The organism is Ruegeria sp. YTSC106, from assembly GCF_059609765.1.
Window position 1 is genome coordinate 23,980 of the sequence record NZ_JBXWMI010000007.1, and the last position, 17,045, is coordinate 41,024.

At 59.1% G+C, this 17,045-nt stretch carries 15 protein-coding genes; 10 read left to right on the plus strand and 5 right to left on the minus strand.

Annotation, left to right across the window (positions count from 1 at the left end; all coding sequences use genetic code 11):
- Positions 1-16: 16 nt before the first annotated feature.
- From AC2FEB_RS11120 to AC2FEB_RS11130, 3 genes are read right to left on the minus strand one after another with little or no spacing between them, the layout of a single operon-like run.
- The gene (locus AC2FEB_RS11120) at positions 17-835 is read right to left on the minus strand and encodes an aspartate racemase/maleate isomerase family protein (RefSeq protein ID WP_496672461.1); all 819 of its coding nucleotides are present in this window, start codon (positions 833-835) and stop codon (positions 17-19) included.
- A gap of 19 nt (positions 836-854) precedes the next feature.
- Positions 855-1,943 (minus strand): aromatic ring-hydroxylating oxygenase subunit alpha, encoded by a 1,089-nt coding sequence (locus tag AC2FEB_RS11125; RefSeq protein WP_496672458.1) that lies wholly within the window; start codon positions 1,941-1,943, stop codon positions 855-857.
- Complete coding sequence (locus AC2FEB_RS11130) at positions 1,940-2,827, minus strand: MurR/RpiR family transcriptional regulator (protein ID WP_117870585.1); 888 nt, start codon at positions 2,825-2,827, stop codon at positions 1,940-1,942. The genes AC2FEB_RS11125 and AC2FEB_RS11130 overlap by 4 nt, the downstream gene beginning before the upstream one ends.
- Before the next feature lie 68 nt (positions 2,828-2,895).
- On the opposite strand from AC2FEB_RS11130, the gene AC2FEB_RS11135 reads away from it, so the two are divergent.
- The 7 genes from AC2FEB_RS11135 to AC2FEB_RS11165 are packed head-to-tail and all read left to right on the plus strand — an operon-like array spanning position 2,896 to position 11,585.
- Complete coding sequence (locus tag AC2FEB_RS11135) at positions 2,896-5,349, plus strand: FAD-dependent oxidoreductase (protein WP_117870582.1); 2,454 nt, start codon at positions 2,896-2,898, stop codon at positions 5,347-5,349.
- Entirely contained in the window at positions 5,349-6,431 is a 1,083-nt protein-coding gene (locus AC2FEB_RS11140; protein ID WP_496884084.1) for an alcohol dehydrogenase family protein, read from the plus strand. Before AC2FEB_RS11135 ends, AC2FEB_RS11140 begins: the two co-directional genes overlap by 1 nt.
- Complete coding sequence (locus AC2FEB_RS11145) at positions 6,428-7,006, plus strand: dimethylsulfonioproprionate lyase family protein (RefSeq protein ID WP_117870578.1); 579 nt, start codon at positions 6,428-6,430, stop codon at positions 7,004-7,006. Before AC2FEB_RS11140 ends, AC2FEB_RS11145 begins: the two co-directional genes overlap by 4 nt.
- The gene (locus tag AC2FEB_RS11150) at positions 7,003-8,109 is read left to right on the plus strand and encodes a mandelate racemase/muconate lactonizing enzyme family protein (protein ID WP_496717879.1); all 1,107 of its coding nucleotides are present in this window, start codon (positions 7,003-7,005) and stop codon (positions 8,107-8,109) included. The genes AC2FEB_RS11145 and AC2FEB_RS11150 overlap by 4 nt, the downstream gene beginning before the upstream one ends.
- On the plus strand, positions 8,106-9,212 hold the full coding sequence (locus AC2FEB_RS11155) for a mandelate racemase/muconate lactonizing enzyme family protein (RefSeq protein WP_117870572.1): 1,107 nt from the start codon (positions 8,106-8,108) through the stop codon (positions 9,210-9,212). Before AC2FEB_RS11150 ends, AC2FEB_RS11155 begins: the two co-directional genes overlap by 4 nt.
- Positions 9,209-10,312 carry a mandelate racemase/muconate lactonizing enzyme family protein gene (locus AC2FEB_RS11160; RefSeq protein WP_117870568.1) on the plus strand — a complete coding sequence of 368 codons (1,104 nt, stop codon included), beginning with the start codon at positions 9,209-9,211 and terminating at the stop codon, positions 10,310-10,312. The genes AC2FEB_RS11155 and AC2FEB_RS11160 overlap by 4 nt, the downstream gene beginning before the upstream one ends.
- Before the next feature lies 1 nt (position 10,313).
- Positions 10,314-11,585 (plus strand): aspartate aminotransferase family protein, encoded by a 1,272-nt coding sequence (locus AC2FEB_RS11165; RefSeq protein WP_496672443.1) that lies wholly within the window; start codon positions 10,314-10,316, stop codon positions 11,583-11,585.
- Between the two features lie 223 nt (positions 11,586-11,808).
- On the opposite strand, the gene hemC is transcribed toward AC2FEB_RS11165, so the two are convergent.
- Positions 11,809-12,774, minus strand: coding sequence for a hydroxymethylbilane synthase (hemC, locus tag AC2FEB_RS11170; RefSeq protein ID WP_117870562.1), 966 nt, complete (start codon positions 12,772-12,774; stop codon positions 11,809-11,811).
- Positions 12,775-12,880: 106 nt separating this feature from the next.
- On the opposite strand from hemC, the gene hemE reads away from it, so the two are divergent.
- On the plus strand, positions 12,881-13,915 hold the full coding sequence (hemE, locus tag AC2FEB_RS11175; RefSeq protein ID WP_117872885.1) for a uroporphyrinogen decarboxylase: 1,035 nt from the start codon (positions 12,881-12,883) through the stop codon (positions 13,913-13,915).
- An 80-nt stretch (positions 13,916-13,995) separates the two neighbouring features.
- Here hemE and AC2FEB_RS11180 read toward each other — a convergent pair whose 3' ends face one another.
- Positions 13,996-15,090, minus strand: coding sequence for a CaiB/BaiF CoA transferase family protein (locus AC2FEB_RS11180; RefSeq protein ID WP_117872884.1), 1,095 nt, complete (start codon positions 15,088-15,090; stop codon positions 13,996-13,998).
- Between the two features lie 164 nt (positions 15,091-15,254).
- On the opposite strand from AC2FEB_RS11180, the gene AC2FEB_RS11185 reads away from it, so the two are divergent.
- Both AC2FEB_RS11185 and AC2FEB_RS11190 read left to right on the plus strand, forming a co-directional pair.
- Complete coding sequence (locus tag AC2FEB_RS11185; protein WP_117870559.1) at positions 15,255-16,184, plus strand: ABC transporter ATP-binding protein; 930 nt, start codon at positions 15,255-15,257, stop codon at positions 16,182-16,184.
- Positions 16,181-16,942 (plus strand): ABC transporter permease, encoded by a 762-nt coding sequence (locus AC2FEB_RS11190; protein WP_117870556.1) that lies wholly within the window; start codon positions 16,181-16,183, stop codon positions 16,940-16,942. Before AC2FEB_RS11185 ends, AC2FEB_RS11190 begins: the two co-directional genes overlap by 4 nt.
- Positions 16,943-17,045: the final 103 nt, after the last annotated feature.

Below are 17,045 nucleotides of genomic sequence, written 5' to 3' on the forward strand. Positions count from 1 at the left end.
ATGGCCTCTCGAATAATTAAAGACGTTTCAGCAATTGCCCGTGCGGTGTACCGGGTGCGATACCGAGGGATTTGAAGACGCGCCAGTAAAGCGCGATGTCATGACCAATCACCGGTTTGCCCAGCGCATCTTCAAGGGTATCGGCCAGATGCAGTGGGCGCTGCGGCAAGCCACCGGGCCCGGTACGGAAATTGCACATGCCATTGATCAGGATCGCTTCGGCCCGGGGTGCCTTGTCGGCCACATATTCAAAGCTTTTCAGTGCCAGATCGCCGTCAAAGACCCAGCGACAGGAATTGACCTCTTCCTGACTGCCGAACCAGCCCTGATCGTGGAAATTCCCGGCCCAGACCACATCAAACCCGGCTTCCTTCAAGAAGCCGGCCGTGCCCTGCCACCATTCCGGCCAATGATAGGCGGCGTTCAGGGCAACCTTTTCGACATTCAGGTCACGCAGTGCCTCGACCATGGCATATCCGGCCATGTGAAAGCGCGTGCCATATTTGTCTGACAGGTCTTCGCAGTGTTGCCGAACGCCTTCTACGCCCAGCCCGCAGGCATGGACCCAATTCGAACCGACCTGACCGCAGACATCCACACTGTTGCGGGACATGCAGTGCACGAAGTCTTCGAGCATGCCAAAGTTCTGTCTCCGCTGATCCAATCCGTGCACGTAGTCTGGCACGTGCAGCATCCACCCGTGAACGCCCACGGTTTCGGGGCACATGCGCAGGAAATCCGAGGGCGCGGCGTCAAAGTCGAACGGCGGGCAGGTGAACCCGACCTGATGGGGGAACAGTTTGTGTTCCGGGCGCCAGACTTCAGGCATCAGCATCAGCGTGCAACCTCGGCCACTAATCCACAGCCTCGCGCATCCATTGCTGAAGTCGCGCGATGGAGTGTTCCGACATCACTCCGCAGCGCGGATCCAGAACAAGCGGTCCGGGGCGATAGCCCCGCGACTTGAGCCCGCGATGAACGGATTCCACAAGGCGGATGTCTTCCTCGACCGTCGTTTCGCGATCCTGGACCGCCAGTTGCCGGATAACTGCGCTGTCCGAGCCGCCCTCAGTGTACCAACCGCGCCAGACGGAGCAGTGATCGGCATCAACCGCGCGCCAGTGATAGGTGTTCAGCACATTGCCGGGATAACACTGGAAGGAAAACATCGGCCACAGAAACCATGACTGATAATCGCCTGCGTGGGGTACCGACAGGTCGATGGGGTAGGTCATCTTGTCGAGGCTCTGGCATTCCGTCGTGTGACGCAACACATAGCCGCCACCCGCGTCCGGCTGAATGTCATAGGTCTCGGGCTTGACCACTCCTTCGGCAAAGGTCGGGTGATTGGTCGGGCAATGGTAACATTCCGAATAGTTCTCGATACTGACTTTCCAGTTGCAGTTTTCGGGGATCTCGACCCATTCCAGCGGTTCCAGATCGTCGATTTGCGGGACAAAGGCGCGGATTTCCTCGCGCACGCCGGGGTACCATTCATCCATCGGGGCGGCGTTGTCATCGAGATTGACGAAAATGAAACCATTGAACACTTCGGTGCGCACCGAGGTCAGGCAAATGGCGCTGCGGTAGAACCCGGGGACGGATTTGATGTTGGGTCCGGCGCGCAATTGACCGGACAGCTCATAAGTCCAGGCGTGGTAGGGGCAGACGACGACACGCGTGTTGCCCGCGCCGGTGACCATTTCATGCGCGCGGTGCTGGCAGACGTTATAGAAGGTGCGGATTTCGCCGTCGCGGCCGCGAATGCAGAACAGGTTCTGGCCGGCGATCTCAAACGCAAAGTAATCCCCCGTTTCCCGGACCTGCGCGACATGGCCCGCAAACTGCCACGTTCGGGCCAGAAGCCCCTGTATTTCCTGCTCGAAAATCGCAGGGTCGGTATAGTATCGCGCGTCCAGTGAGTGGGTCAGGGGTGCGTTCATTCGGGCTCCTCCGCGTAGAGGCCAAGTTGGTGTCTGCGTTGGTGAAACCGTTCCACCCTCTCGACGATCTCATCGCTGGACACGGCGATCACGAAGGACAGCAGTGTTTCCAACAAGGCGATGGTCGAGACGGATGACGGAAAAAACTGCGGCGTGTCGGCTGCAACGACAAAGCCGTGATGAGCATTCAGGATCACCGGGCTGGCCGGACTGTCGGAAATACCAATGACGGTCAGACCCTGTTGTCGGGCCAGCTTGATCGCCTCGATGACTTCGGTGCGATAGGGGTGGCACGTGATCGCGATCAGCACGTCCTGCTCATCGGCCCAGGCCAGATCATCCACCGGGGTCGAGCCGGGACGCGGGATGGCGTGAAACTGCTTCATGCCGGTTGAGGCCAGATAGGTGAAGTTTCGCGCGTTCGAATTGTTGACGCCTACACCCAGCGTGAAAATCTGGCGACAATTCCAGATATCCTCGGCCGCGGCCTTCAGCTTTGCGGCGTCGATCCCGGCAAAGGTCTCTTCAATATTGCGGATCGCGGAGCCGATCATATCGGCGTAGAGGCCGCCCAGTTCCCCTGACTTGCCGATGTCCTGCAACCAGCGGGCGCGATCCGGAAATGACACACGTCCCTGCCGGATCGCATCCCGGAACGGGGCACGGAAATCTTCGTAGCCTTCGAACCCCACCTGCTGGGCCATTCGCACGAAGGTGTTCGGTTTTACTCTGGCAGCCTCGGCAATCTCGCGCACAGTAGAAACCCCAACGTCCGTTGGGTTTTCCAGCACGTAGCGCGCGGCCTTCTGCGCCTCGGGCGTCAGGGCGTCCCATTCTTCGGACAGGCGATCCAGAACAGTTGATGATACATTTGTGTCATTCATGATTGACGATGGTACATTTGTGGAATTAGCCTGTCGAGCAGAAACGCGACTCGGGAAGAGGAAAAATCATGTCCGGGAACGAACTGCCGTCACACGCCCGCGTGGTCATTGTCGGAGGCGGCGTGATGGGGGTCGGTCTGGCCTATCATCTGGCGCATGAAGGATGGGGCGGTGATACCGTCCTGCTGGAGAAGGCCGAGTTGACCAGCGGCAGCACCTGGCATGCAGCGGGACAGATCACGCATTCGACGTCCAGCATTGGACTGGGCAAGTGCGTGGATTACAACATCGGGCTGTATTCCGGCCGGTTGGAAGCTGAAACCGGCCAACCCGTCACATGGCACGGCTGCGGTTCGTTCCGTCTGGCCTATACCCAGGATGAGATGGACTGGCTGCGCCACACCTTGTCGGTGGGCCGGTCGCTGGGCTTCAATATCGAGCTTGTCGGCCCCGAAAAGGTGGCTGAACTGCATCCGTTCTACAATCTCGATGGCGTTCTGGGCGCACTTCATACGCCGGATGACGGCCATGTGGACCCGACCAATGTGACGATGGCGATGGCGACCGGCGCGCGTCAGAAGGGCGTCCGCATCTTCCGTAGCTGCCGCGCCACCAACATCACGCAGGCCGGGAACGGTGAGTGGGTTGTTGAAACCGAGAACGGCACAATCACCTGCGAGCATGTAGTGAACGCAGGCGGAACCTATGCAAGGCAAATGGGCGAGTGGTCGGGGCTGCAACTGCCGATGACCTCGATGACGCACCATTATTTCGTGACAGAACCGGTGCCGGAATTCCAGAACCTGGACACCGAACTGCCGGTGATCCGTGATGACCGCAAGGTCTCGGGCTATATCCGGATGGAACAGCAGCGCGGTCTGATCGGGATTTACGAAAAAGAGAACCCGAACTCGGTCTGGCATGACCATTGCCCGTGGGAATACGAGAACTGGCTGTTCGACGCGGACTACGACCGGGTGATGCCGCGGCTTGAGGAAAGCCTGAACCGGATGCCGATCTTTGCCGAGCTTGGCATTCAGCGCGACGTTCACGGGGCGATCTCGCACCCGCCGGATGGCAATCCTCTGATCGGACCAGCGCCGGGTGTTCGGAACTATTGGTGCTGCTGTGGGACGCAGATCGGCATCGGCTGGGGGCCGGGTCTGACCCGCGAACTGGCGCGGTGGATGGTGCATGGTGCCGCCGATATCTCGATGCGCGAATTCGATCCGCGCCGGTTCGGCAGCTATGCCACGAAGGATTGGCAGGTGATCAAGGCCGAGGAAGATTACTGCCTGCGCCACGAAATCCCCTTTCCGCATTTCAACCGTCTGGCCGGGCGACCGATCAAGCCGTCGCCGCTCTATGAGCTGCTGAAATCCAAGGGCGCGGTGCATGAAGAAGTGTATGGTTTTGAACGCCCCCGATGGTTCGCCCGCGACGGTGTGGAACAGCGCGACCATTACTCCTTCCGCCGCACGCCTGCCGACGACATGGTGGCGACCGAAGTGAAGGCGGTGCGCGAGTGCGTCGGCGTCATGGACGTCACCGCCTTCACCAAGGTTGAGGTTTCGGGGCCGGGTGCCTATGCCCTGCTTGACAGGCTGACCGCAAACCGAATGCCTCAGAAGGTTGGTTCGATCACACTGACCCACATGCTGAACCGTCGCGGCCGTATCGAATTGGAGACCACGATTGTACGCATGGCCGACGACCGCTTCTATCTGGTCTGTGCCGCCTTCTTTGAACAACGCCTGCTGGATCATCTGGCGCAGCAATGCGCGGATGAGGATGTGCAGGTAACTGCCCTGTCCGCAGACTGGTCGGCCCTGTCGCTGAACGGTCCCCGATCGCGGGATGTGCTGGCGCGCTGCACCGATGCCGATCTGACCAATGCTAGGTTCCGCTGGCTTTCCGCGCAGGAAATCAACATCGCCGGTCACAAGGTCTGGGCTTTCCGCATGTCCTATGCCGGGGAACTGGGTTGGGAGATGCACATGCCCAACACCGCCTGCATCGACGTTTACAACGCGCTTTGGGCCGCAGGCGAGGCGTATAGCATCGCCGACTACGGCAGCTTCGCCATGAACGTGATGCGAATGGAAAAGGGTTTCAAAGGCGCAGGAGAGCTGACCAACGAGGTCACTCTGGCCGAGGCCGACGTGCTGCGTTTTGCGCGCACCGACAAGGAATATCTGGGCAAGGACAAGACGCTCAACACCGATCTGCCCTGGATCTGTGCCTATCTTTCAATTGAACCGGATGGAGAGATTGATGGGCATGGTGGAGAGGCGGTGCTGCTGGACGGGCGCGTCGTCGGGTCCACAGCGTCGGTCGCTTATGGCCACACCGTCGGCAAAATCCTGGCCTTTGCTTACCTAAAGCCCGAAGCGGCCAAAGCCGGGACAGAGCTGGAGGTCGTGATCCATGGCCAACCCCGCGCCGCCCGTGTTCTGGGTGAACCTGCCTACGATCCCGACAGTTTGCTGCCCCGCAGTGACGCCATACTGGAGACCGCATGATGAGACTGCCCGATACGATGAGAGCCATGGTCACAATGGGCCACGGTGGACTGGACCAGATGGTGATGCAGGAAGACTGGCCGCGCCCGGATCCCGCGGCCGGCGAGGTGTTGATCAAGGTCGCAGCCTGCGGGCTTAACAATACCGACGTCAACACGCGATCCGGCTGGTACTCAAAAACCGTGACCGATGCGACGACAGGCGACGCGTTCGAGGAAGTCAGTGACGAGGATCCGACGTGGGGCGGCAATCCTATCACCTTCCCTCGCATTCAGGGCGCTGACATCTGTGGTCATATCGTGGCCGTAGGCGAAGGAGTTGATCCTAGGCTGATCGGCGAACGTGTCATCACCGATGGATGGCTGCGTGACCCGTCGGACCCGGGCAACATGGACAAGACCGGGTATTTCGGCTCGGAGCGGGATGGAGGGTTCGCGGAATATGCCACAACACTGGCGGTGAACGCCGTGCCGATCACCTCGGACCTGTCGGACGCTGAACTGGCCACGTTCTCCTGTTCTTACTCTACCGCCGAAGGGATGCTGTCGCGTGCCAACGTGACGGAAAAAGACACCGTTCTTGTGCCCGGAGCTTCTGGCGGGGTGGGTGGTGCCTTGGGTCAATTGGCCAAACGCCGTGGCGCGCGTGTGATTGCGATGGCATCCGAGTCCAAACACGCCGACGTGACCGACCTTGGCCCTGATCTGGTTTTGCCCCGCGCACCTGAAGACCTGCGGTCGGCGCTGGGCGGCGAGAGGATCACGGTGGTCGCTGATGTGGTAGGTGGCCCTTACTGGCCGAACCTGATCGACGTACTGGAGCGCGGCGGGCGCTACACCTGTTCGGGGGCCATTGCAGGCCCGATGGTCGAGCTCGACCTGCGGACCTTCTATCTGCGCGATCTGACTTTCACCGGTTCGACCGTGATTGACCCGCAGGTTATGCATAACCTTGTGAAATACATCGAAGCGGGTGAGATCAAACCGGCGCTGGCTGCGACCTACCCATTGGAAGAGCTGCGGGAAGCACAAGCCGCCTTTATCGCCAAACAGCACACTGGCAATATTGTGGTGATCCCATGACGCTGGATGGTGTTCTCGAGGCGGCCCGCCAATTGCATCAGGCGCATCCTGACCTTGCCGCGTTTGCATCATGGCCGGACGATCTGACACCGACGAGTTTGCAGCCTGCGCACATACCGGCGACCGATCTGGCGGGCGATTTTGGCCTTGATAGCGTGGCGCCAACCCGTGATCTGGTCGCGGCGATCCAGGCCAGCGCGCATCTGGCGCACTGGAAACACACATACACCGAAGAGGAAGTCGGCGCGGATTTCCTGAATCGGTATGGGTATTACGAACTGTTCGGACCGACCGGGCATTTCCACTCGACCCAGTTGCGCGGCTACGTGGGATATTGGGGCGCTGGATTGGACTATGACTGGCACAGCCATCAGGCGGAAGAGCTGTATCTGACCTTGGCGGGCGGAGCGGTTTTTCGGAGCGACGAGGATGAAACCTTCGTTGGCCCGAACCAGATACGGCAGCACAAAAGCTGGCAAAGCCACGCCATGACCACGACGGACCAACCGATCCTGACCTTTGTCCTGTGGCGCGGCGAAGGGATGGGCGACTTGCCCAGAATGGACGCAGCATGAAAATCACCCGCATCCGAATCTACCAGACCGGGCTTCCCTATGTCGGCGGTACGTATGTCTGGGGTGCGGGCAATGCAATTCAAACAGCGACAGCCTCGGTTGTGGTAGTCGACACTGACGCGGGTTTGCAGGGATGTGGTGAGTTCACCCCCTGTGGCGAAAACTACATGATGGCCCATTCCGAAGGTGTGACTGCGCTGGCGCGACTTGTCGCTGGCAAGCTGCTGGGCGAAGATCCGCGTCAGGTGGGGCGGATCGAGCACCTGATGGACCATCTGGTACAAGGGCATGGCTATGCCAAGGCCCCGTTCGATGCGGCGTGCTGGGATATACTGGGTCAGGAGTGTGATCAGCCGGTCTGGATGCTGTTGGGCGGTAAGCTGACTAATGGCGCGCCAATGTACCGGGTCGCGCCGCAGAAAGCGGTAGAGGACACCGTGGCCGAGATGGACCAGTACCGGGAACAGGGTTATCAGCAATTTCAGGTCAAAGTGGGAGGCGACTGGGCCAGTGACATTGACCGGATACGCACCACTGTACCGTTGCTGAAACCCGGCGAGAAAGCCATGGCCGATGCCAATCAGGGCTGGCGCGTAGACGATGCGATCCGCGTGGCACGCGAGACCCGGGATCTGGATTTCATTCTAGAGCAACCCTGCCGCACGTATGAGGAATGCCAGCAAGTGCGCCGGATTGCCGAGCAGCCACTGAAGCTAGATGAATGCGTGACCGGGATCCACATGGCTCAGCGTATCGTCGCGGACCGGGGGGCAGAGATTTGTTGTCTCAAGATTTCAAACCTTGGCGGCATCAGCAAGGCCCGGCGGGTACGAGACTACCTGATCGACAACCGCATCCCTGTGGTCAGCGAAGACACCTGGGGTGGAGAGATCACGTCTTCGGTTGTCGCCCATTTCGCGGCATCGACCCCGCCTGAATACCTGCAGAACACCACGGATCTGATGAACTACAACACGCGATCTACGGGCGTCGGCGGTCCTGTCGTGAAAGACGGAAAGCTTTATGCAACCAATACGCCGGGATTGGGTGTAACCCCTGATTTTGAAAGCCTCGGCGCACCCGTGGCGGAGTATGCTCTATGAAGATTGAAACCATTACCGTTTTTCAGGTCGATTTGCCGCTTGAGCATCCATATTGGCTGTCCGGGGGTCGCCTGAAGTTCGAAAGGCTTGATGCGACGCTGGTCAAGCTCGAAACCGATACCGGTCTGGTCGGCTGGGGCGAGGGCACGCCCTGGGGGCACACCTATGTACCCGCGCACGGGCCAGGCATCCGGGCCGGGATCGAAACGATGGCCCCCTTCATCCTCGGCCTTGATCCGCGTCGGGTTTTGGACGTGGAACGGGCCATGGATATTGCCTTGCCCGGACACCTCTATGCCAAAAGCCCCATAGATATGGCCTGCTGGGATATTGCTGGGCAGGCAGCGGGTCTGCCGATTGCCGATCTGATGGGCGGCGGATCGCGGACACCGCGCCCGATTGCGTCCTCGGTCGGGGCGAAAACCGTCGAGGAAACACGCGACGTCATGGAGCGGTATCGCAAGCGCGGCTATATCGCCCATTCGGTGAAGATCGGCGGTGATGTCGAGCGGGACATTGCCCGTGTGCGGGATGTCGAAAGCATCCGGCAGCCCGGAGAGATTGTTCTGTATGATGTCAACCGTGGCTGGACGCGCCAGCAGGCCTTGCGGGTGATGAGCGCCTGCGAAGACCTGAACGTGATGTTCGAGCAACCCTGTGAAACACTGGATGATATCGCGGCGATCTCGGGGCTTCATGCGTCTCCGGTGTCTGTGGACGAGTCCCTTGTGACCTTGCAGGATGCCGCCCGGATTGCCCGCGATGGTCTGGCCCAGATATTCGGGATCAAGCTGAATCGCGTGGGTGGCCTGACCAAGGCCGCGCGGATACGAGATATCGCGCTGGCCCATGGGATAGACATATTCGTGATGGCCACCGGCGGAACGGTTCTGGCCGATACCGAAGCGCTGCATCTGGCCGCCACGATCCCGGATGACCATTGCCACGCGGTCTGGGCCTGTCAGGACATGATCACGGTTGATGTTGCAGACGGCCGTGGGCCTCGCAATGTCGATGGCCATCTGCATCTGCCCGAAGCGCCGGGGCTTGGCGTGCATCCTGATGAAGCCAAATTGGGTGATCCAGTAGGAGAATATGCTTGAGGATTGACAAGCTAACGCTCTGGTCCATCGAACTGACCAGCCATGAAACCTATCACATGGCTGACGGCAAGACCTGTGCGACCGTGACGTCTCATATCCTGCGCCTTGAGACGGATACAGGTCTGACAGGTTGGGGTGAGGTCTGCCCGATCCCGCATTATCTGCCAGCCTATGCGGATGGCGTACCGGGGGCCGTTGCTGAAATGGGCCCCGAGATTCTCGGGATTTCTCCGATTGGGGTCGATGCGCCGATGCGAAAGCTGGACGGGTTTCTGCAAGGCCACAGCTACGCGAAGTCGATCGTGGACATTGCGCTGTGGGATCTGTTCGGCCGCGCGGCGGGGGTGCCGGTTTACGCATTGCTGGGCGGGCGAACACGGGCGGATATGCCGCTCTATCATTCGATCACCTGCATTGCGCCGGACGAGATGGCCAGAATTGCCAAGGCGGCTTTCCAAACCGGGATTCGCCAGTTTCAGGTCAAGCTGGGAGTCGAGGGCGATTGGCAGGCCGATGCCGAGCGGCTGATCAAAATGCGCGAGGCCGTGGGACCTGGACCGCTTGTGTATGGCGACTGGAACTGCGGGGCATCGCGCCTTCAGGCAACGCGAACCGGGCGCGCGGTGGCAGATCTGGATGTGATGCTGGAACAGCCCTGTAAAACACTGGAAGACTGTGCTGCTGTCCGTCAGTCGACGGGTCTGCCCATGAAGATCGACGAAAACGCCTTTGATCTTGCATCGCTGATGCGGGCGCATGAATTGGGGTGCATGGATGCGGTTGCGTTGAAGCTTTCGAAATTCGGTGGCCTGTCAGCGATGCGCCGTGCGCGCGATCTGACCGTTCAGCTGGGCGCCGAGATTTGCGCAGAATGCACATGGGGATCAGATATCGTAACGGCGGCCTCGCTGCATTTTGCCGCTTCCACGCCGCAGGGGTCGCTGATGAACACATGCGATCTTTCTTCTTACGTTGCGCCACGTATTTGCCCGGATGCACCAAAACGTGAAAATGGCCGGATTGCCCCGCCTGAAGGTCCGGGCTTAGGTGTTGCACCTGACCTCGAAATTCTTGGCTCCCCGATTTTGGAGATTGATTGAGATGCTGAAAGTCCAAACGCAGTCAGAGTGGATAGCGCGCGCAAACGAAGTTCTGCCTGCCGGCGGTTTCGGCAACTTCGATCCGGGCATCATCATCGCCCGTGGCGAGGGCAGCCGTGTCTGGGACGAGGATGGAAACGAATATATCGACTATCTGATCGGGTCCGGCCCGATGCTGCTGGGCCATGGCCACCCCGAGGTGATGGAAGCGGTGCTGGAGCAGCTACCCAAGGGCCTGACCTTTTTCGCCAACAACAGCAAGGGCATCGAACTCGCCGAGGCCGTCATCGAAGCCGTTCCCTGTTGCGAGCAGGTGCGTTTCGTTGCCTCTGGGGGCGAGGCAGACATGTACGCCATGCGGCTGGCGCGCGCCTACACTGGACGCGACAAGATCCTCAAGTTTGAAGGGGGGTATCACGGTATGAGCGCCGAGGCACAGATGAGCCTGGCCCCCAGCCGCCGAGTCAATTTCCCTCAGGCCGTTCCCGACAGTGCCGGTATCCCCGAAAGTGTGGCCGAGCAGATGCTGATCGCGCCTTTCAATGATCTTGAGGCGGTGGCAGCGCTGCTTGACGAACATGATGATGTCGCTGCGATCATGGTCGAACCCTTGCAGCGGATCATCCCGCCCGAGCCGGGGTATTTGCATGGCTTGCGGGCGTTATGCGACAAATTTGGTGTTCTGCTTATTTTTGATGAGATCGTCACCGGGTTCCGACTGGCTTACGGCGGTGCACAAGAGCGATACGGAGTGACCCCGGATATCTGCACGCTTGGCAAGATCACCGGTGGTGGCTTTCCTCTGGCTGCGCTGGGCGCCAGTGCCGAGATCATGACGCACTTCGACAAATCGAAAGTCGGAGAAGAGGGCTGGCTGATGCAGTTGGGTACTTTGTCCGGCAACCCCGTTGCCTCAGCTGCGGGGTTGAAGACGATGGAGGTTTTGCGGCGCGAAGGCACCTATGAACACCTGCGCTCGATTGGGAGGCAGTTGCAACAGATGCAATCGAACGCTTTGAATGAGGCAGGCATTGCCCATCGCATCTGCGGCGATGAGACCTTGTTCGACATTTATTTCACCAAGGCCGAATGTCGGGATTATCGCAGCGCAAACCATGATGACCCGAAGCGCAACGCCACTTACAATGCAACGTTGCGGGCGCATGGGATATTCAAAGCTCCGGGCAAACTGTACCCGTCGCTGGCGGTTACCGAAGCGGATCTGGAACAGACCAGAGAGGCCGTTCGTCACGCTGTCGAAGCAATTTCCTGAACGCGGGTCGGGTACAACGTAAACGGGTCGCTGTTGAACCCAACAGCGACCCGCTACCTTTGGAAGCCGGGGGTCAGTCTCGCCCCCTCGAATACTGATTAAAACACCGGCAATCTGAAAACTTTTCGATACTTTCGAGACTGACCCGACTTCCTCTTCGGTATGTCCCATTAATGCCTGATCGCGCCGCCTGCTACAGTGATCAAGTTCACACTGAGCAAATTTATTTTGAATTTTTCCAATCGAATAGATCAGGTCCTGCCTGTTCAAGCAGTTCTGCCGCCATCGCGCGGGCCATTTCAGGCCCATCTTCGACGGGGCCGGTCATATCTCTGCTGGCGGTTTCCGTTCCGTCCGGGCGCAGCACTTGGCCTCGCAACCTTAGGGTGTCGCCGTCCAGTTCGGCAAGGCCGGCGATCGGGGTTTCGCAGGACCCGTCCAGCGCGGCCAGCAATGTGCGTTCGGCCGCCAGGCGCCATCCCGTTTCCGTGTGATGAATCGCTTCCAGCATTTCGGCTGCGCGCATGTCGTTGCTGCGCCGTTCTATGCCGATGGTACCCTGCGCGATCGCCGGCAGCATGTCGTCAGGAGAGATGGCGCTGGCCGGAACGTCATCCATCCCCAAACGACGAATGCCTGCCATCGCCAGAAACGTGCAATCGGCAACTCCGTCTTCCAGCTTTTTCAACCGTGTCTGCACGTTTCCGCGAAACTCGACCACTTTCAGATCCGGTCTCCGGTTCAGCAACTGCGCACGGCGTCGTAAAGACGAGGTGCCCACCACGGCCCCCTCGGGCAGATCGTGGATCGAGCCCAATCGCGGAGAGATAAAAGCGTCGCGCACATCCTCGCGCGGCAGGAACGTGCCCAGTACCAGCCCTTCGGGTTGTTCAACGGGCATGTCCTTTGTTGAATGCACGGCGATGTCGATCTCGGCGCGCAGCATCGCCTCTTCGATTTCTTTGGTGAACAGGCCCTTGTTGCCGATTTCCTTCAGTGGTCGATCCGCGTCGATCATGGCGCGATTGTCGCCGGTCGTCTTGATCACTACGATCTCGAACGCATCCTGTGGCAGATCGAACGCATCGCTCAGGCGCTGGCGTGTTTCGTAGGCCTGAGCCAGAGCCAGTGGCGAACCACGGGTGCCGATTCTGAGGGGCGATGCGGGGGTGGGCAGGGTCAAAGTCATGTGCACAGCTTTAGTCGCGTCACATTGCCCTGACAATGGGGGCTGAGCTTGACAAATTGCCGCCGAAGGACGACCCGTTGCCAAAACCTGAATGCTGGGGGCGAACATGGCCGAGACAAAGAAACTGCTGCGGGCGCTGGCGGGTGAGGTGCAGAATGTGCCGCCGATCTGGATGATGCGTCAGGCGGGCCGGTATCTACCGGAATACCGGGCCACACGTGCCCAGGCCGGGGATTTCCTGTCTTTGTGCTATAACCCGGAACTGGCAGCAGAAGTCACCTTGCAACCAATTCGGCGCTACGGGTTTGATGCGGCGATCCTGTTTGCCGATATTCTGCTGGTGCCACAGGCGCTGGGCGCTGACCTTTGGTTCGTGACCGGCGAAGGCCCGCGTTTGTCGACCATCACGAAACAGTCCGAGTTTGACGCGTTGAAACCGGTTGACGCGATTCATGATACATTGTCACCCGTGTACGAAACGGTGCGCATTCTGTCGCGGGAATTGCCGTCCGAAACCTCCTTGATCGGATTCGCAGGCGCGCCGTGGACTGTGGCCACGTACATGATTGCAGGGCGCGGCACGCCGGATCAGGGTCCCGCCCATGCGCTGCGCGAAGGTAATACTGCTTTGTTCGAGGCGTTGTTGGATCGCATAACCGTGGCAACGATTGAATATCTGTCCGCTCAGATCGACGCCGGGGCCGAGGTGGTCAAGATATTTGACAGTTGGGCGGGGTCTTTGAAGGGCGAAGCTTTCCGCAAATACGCGGTCGAGCCGTGCCGGGTGATCACGCAAGCCATCAAGGAACGCCACCCCGGTATCCCTGTGATTGGATTTCCGCGGGAAGCAGGCGACGGGTACATAGGGTTTGCAAAGTCGACCGGCGTGGATTGCGTCGCGCTGGACAATTCCGTGTCGCCTGAATGGGCTGCTGAGAAAGTACAGGTTGATGGCTGTGTGCAAGGCAACCTTGCCTCATCGCATATGGTGACAGGTGGTCAGGCGCTGGTGGATGAAACCCGGCGCATCATTGAGGCGTTTTCCAAGGGGCCGCACATCTTCAACCTTGGGCATGGAATCACACCAGATGCAGATCCTGAGAATGTTCAGCTGATGATCGACACGGTGCGCGGCGGATAGGGTGCGTGGGAGGGGGCCAGCCCCCTCTTGGCCGCTGGCCAATTCACCCCCGGGGTATTTCCGGCCAGATGAAGAGTGGGTCAGGCGCTTTTGGGGTCTCGGAGTTCGTTCAGGATCTCGGCGGTGTGTTGTCCGCGCGACGGGCTGGGTTTCGGATGCCATTGGTGTGTGGAGAAGCGCGGGGCGGCGGCGGCCTGCAAGGTTCCGTCTGTCTCGCGCCAGGATAGACGAGCAGTATTCATCGGATGGGTTGCGGCCTCATCGGGACTGAGAACCGGGGCGACGCAGGCGTCTGACCTGTCGAACAGTTTGGCCCAATGTTCGCGCGGCCTGGACGCGAAGATTTCTGCCAGGCGCCGGGTCAGGTCCGGCCAGAATTTGCGGGTGTATTGTTGCTGGAACGCCGGGTCATGGGACAAGTCCAGAATTTCCAGGAATCGGGCGTAGAATTTCGGTTCGAGGCATTGGACCGAAACAAATCCGCCGTCTGCGCAGGTGTAAGTTCGGCTCCAATGCGGGCCGTCCAACAGGCTTTGGCCGCGGGTTTCAGACAGGTTTCCGGTTTGGCGCATGGTCATAAGAAGGTTCATCATATGGGCCGAGCCGTCGTAGATGGCGGCGTCAACCACGGTGCCTTTTCCGGTTCTTTGTGCGTTGATCAAGCCTGCCAGGATGCCCGTGACGAGATACATGGCTCCTCCGCCAATATCACCGACCAAAGTGGCCGGGGTTTGAGGCGGCTGATCAGGAAGAGAGGCGTACCAGAGCGCGCCGGACAAAGCGATGTAATTCAAGTCATGTCCGGCTGTGTCAGCCAATGGACCATCCTGCCCCCAGCCTGTCATGCGACCATATATCAGTTTCGGGTTGCGGGTCAGGCAAAGATCCGGGCCAAGACCCAGCTTTTCCATCACGCCGGGGCGGAAGCCTTCGATCAGTGCGTCTGCTGTGTCAATCAGGCGGCGGGCGGTCGCCAGATCGTCAGTGTCCTTCAGATCAAGTGCGATAGATCGTTTGCCGCGGTCCAGAAGCGAGCGGTTCGGCATGCCCGGGGTTACAGCCTGGCCTTTGCGATGGATCGTGATGACGTCGGCGCCCAGATCAGCAAGCTGCATGGCGGCAAACGGGCCGGGGCCCAGCCCTTCGATTTCGACAATACGTATTCCATTCAGCATCAGCGCCTCCGTTGTGGAAGAGTTTGCGGGTGGGTTGACGGATTGCAAGTTGGAATTGAGCATGGTTCTGACAACCATTAGAAAATGCGCAGCACGTTGTGCGAAATTGCCCTGTTGCAGGCTGGTTCCGCGCGATAGGGTCTCGGTCGGAACGGGGAACAGATATGACGACCATTTTGTCCATCAAAGATCTTCGCAAATCTTACGCCGATGGGTTCGAGGCCCTGAAGGGTGTGTCTCTGGATATTGAAGAGGGCGAGATACTTGCGCTTCTGGGACCAAATGGCGCCGGGAAGACAACCCTGATTTCGACGATTTGCGGGATAACAAACCCGACCTCGGGGGTGGTCACAGTTGGTGGACATGACATCCAGTCCGATTATCGCGCAGCGCGCAGGATGATCGGGCTTGTGCCGCAAGAGATCGCGTTGGAACCATTTGAAAAGGTCAGGAACACGGTTCGGTTGTCGCGCGGGCTGTTCGGGCTTGGCAAGGACAACGCGCGGATCGAAGAGATTCTGCGCAAGCTGTCCCTATGGGACAAGCGCAACAACGCGATCAAGGAATTGTCCGGTGGCATGAAGCGGAGGGTGCTCATTGCCAAGGCCCTGGCCCATGAGCCTCGGGTGCTTTTTCTGGACGAGCCGACTGCCGGAGTGGATGTCGAGTTGCGCAAGGATATGTGGGAGCTTGTGGCGGAACTGAAACGGGACGGTGTCACCATCATTCTGACCACCCATTATATTGAAGAAGCAGAAGCGATTGCGGATCGTGTCGGCGTCATCGACAAGGGAGAACTTTTGCTGGTGCAGGACAAAGCCACACTCATGTCGCAGATGGGTAAAAAGCAGATCGAAGTCATGCTGACCGAACCCATCGCTCGGATTCCCGACAGTCTGGCCAGCCACAATCTTGCCCTCAATGGCGCGGGTGATTGCCTGATCTATACCTACGATACCCACGCGGATCGTACCGGCATAACGACCTTGCTGAATGACGTGTCCGAGGCCGGTTTGGTGTTGCGCGACGTGCAGACCAGGCAATCAAGCCTGGAAGAGATTTTCGTCAATCTGGTATCCGGAGAGGCCGCATGAACTGGACCGCGATCGCTGCCATCTACCGGTTTGAAATGGCCCGTTTCTTCCGCACTCTGGCACAGAGTTTTCTGTCGCCGGTTCTGTCTACGTCGCTTTATTTCGTGGTGTTTGGCACCGCCATCGGCAGCCGTATCCAAGAGGTCGAGGGCGTTTCATACGGTGCGTTCATTGTGCCGGGGCTGATCATGTTGTCGGTGGTGATGCTGTCGATTTCAAACGCGTCGTTCGGAATTTACTTCCCCAAGTTTCTGGGCACCATCTACGAGTTGTTATCCGCTCCGGTCAATTTCATCGAGATCGTGATCGGATATGTCGGTGCCGCCGCAACCAAGGCGCTGTTTGTGGGGTTGGTGATATTGGTCACTGCGACGTTTTTCGTCGATATTCGGATCGAGCATCCATTCGCCATGGCCGCGTTTCTGATCCTGTCCTGTCTCAGCTTTTCGTTGCTGGGATTCATCATCGGGATCTGGGCCAGCAACTTCGAGCAGATGTCGTTGGTGCCGCAGTTGGTGGTGACGCCACTGATCTTTCTGGGGGGTACGTTTTATTCGATCTCGATGCTGCCGCCATTGTGGCAGACCATCACGCTGTTCAATCCCGTGGTCTATCTGATTTCGGGTTTCCGCTGGTCCTTTTACGGGCTGGCAGATGTGCCGATTGTTTTCAGTCTTCTTGCCATTGTCGCTTTTACAGGTCTGTGCCTGGCGGTCATCGGTTGGATCTTCAAAACCGGTTGGCGCATTCGCAGCTGACCTTCGCCAAGGCGTTGCATTTTTGCCCATCGAGTGTGGGAATTTGGTTCACGTCGCGTTTAAGGCTCGTAGAGTCCCTTGTTTACGAGTTGGGGGCACTCTA

Coding starts and splice junctions, on each gene's coding strand:
- hemE (WP_117872885.1), top strand. CDS start 12,881: ATGGCCGAGACAAAGAAACTGCTGCGGGCGCTGGCGGGTGAGGTGCAG.
- AC2FEB_RS11185 (WP_117870559.1), top strand. CDS start 15,255: ATGACGACCATTTTGTCCATCAAAGATCTTCGCAAATCTTACGCCGAT.
- AC2FEB_RS11165 (WP_496672443.1), top strand. CDS start 10,314: ATGCTGAAAGTCCAAACGCAGTCAGAGTGGATAGCGCGCGCAAACGAA.
- AC2FEB_RS11125 (WP_496672458.1), bottom strand. CDS start 1,943: ATGAACGCACCCCTGACCCACTCACTGGACGCGCGATACTATACCGAC.
- AC2FEB_RS11150 (WP_496717879.1), top strand. CDS start 7,003: ATGAAAATCACCCGCATCCGAATCTACCAGACCGGGCTTCCCTATGTC.
- AC2FEB_RS11190 (WP_117870556.1), top strand. CDS start 16,181: ATGAACTGGACCGCGATCGCTGCCATCTACCGGTTTGAAATGGCCCGT.
- hemC (WP_117870562.1), bottom strand. CDS start 12,774: ATGACTTTGACCCTGCCCACCCCCGCATCGCCCCTCAGAATCGGCACC.
- AC2FEB_RS11140 (WP_496884084.1), top strand. CDS start 5,349: ATGAGACTGCCCGATACGATGAGAGCCATGGTCACAATGGGCCACGGT.
- AC2FEB_RS11120 (WP_496672461.1), bottom strand. CDS start 835: ATGCTGATGCCTGAAGTCTGGCGCCCGGAACACAAACTGTTCCCCCAT.
- AC2FEB_RS11135 (WP_117870582.1), top strand. CDS start 2,896: ATGTCCGGGAACGAACTGCCGTCACACGCCCGCGTGGTCATTGTCGGA.
- AC2FEB_RS11145 (WP_117870578.1), top strand. CDS start 6,428: ATGACGCTGGATGGTGTTCTCGAGGCGGCCCGCCAATTGCATCAGGCG.
- AC2FEB_RS11130 (WP_117870585.1), bottom strand. CDS start 2,827: ATGAATGACACAAATGTATCATCAACTGTTCTGGATCGCCTGTCCGAA.
- AC2FEB_RS11180 (WP_117872884.1), bottom strand. CDS start 15,090: ATGCTGAATGGAATACGTATTGTCGAAATCGAAGGGCTGGGCCCCGGC.
- AC2FEB_RS11155 (WP_117870572.1), top strand. CDS start 8,106: ATGAAGATTGAAACCATTACCGTTTTTCAGGTCGATTTGCCGCTTGAG.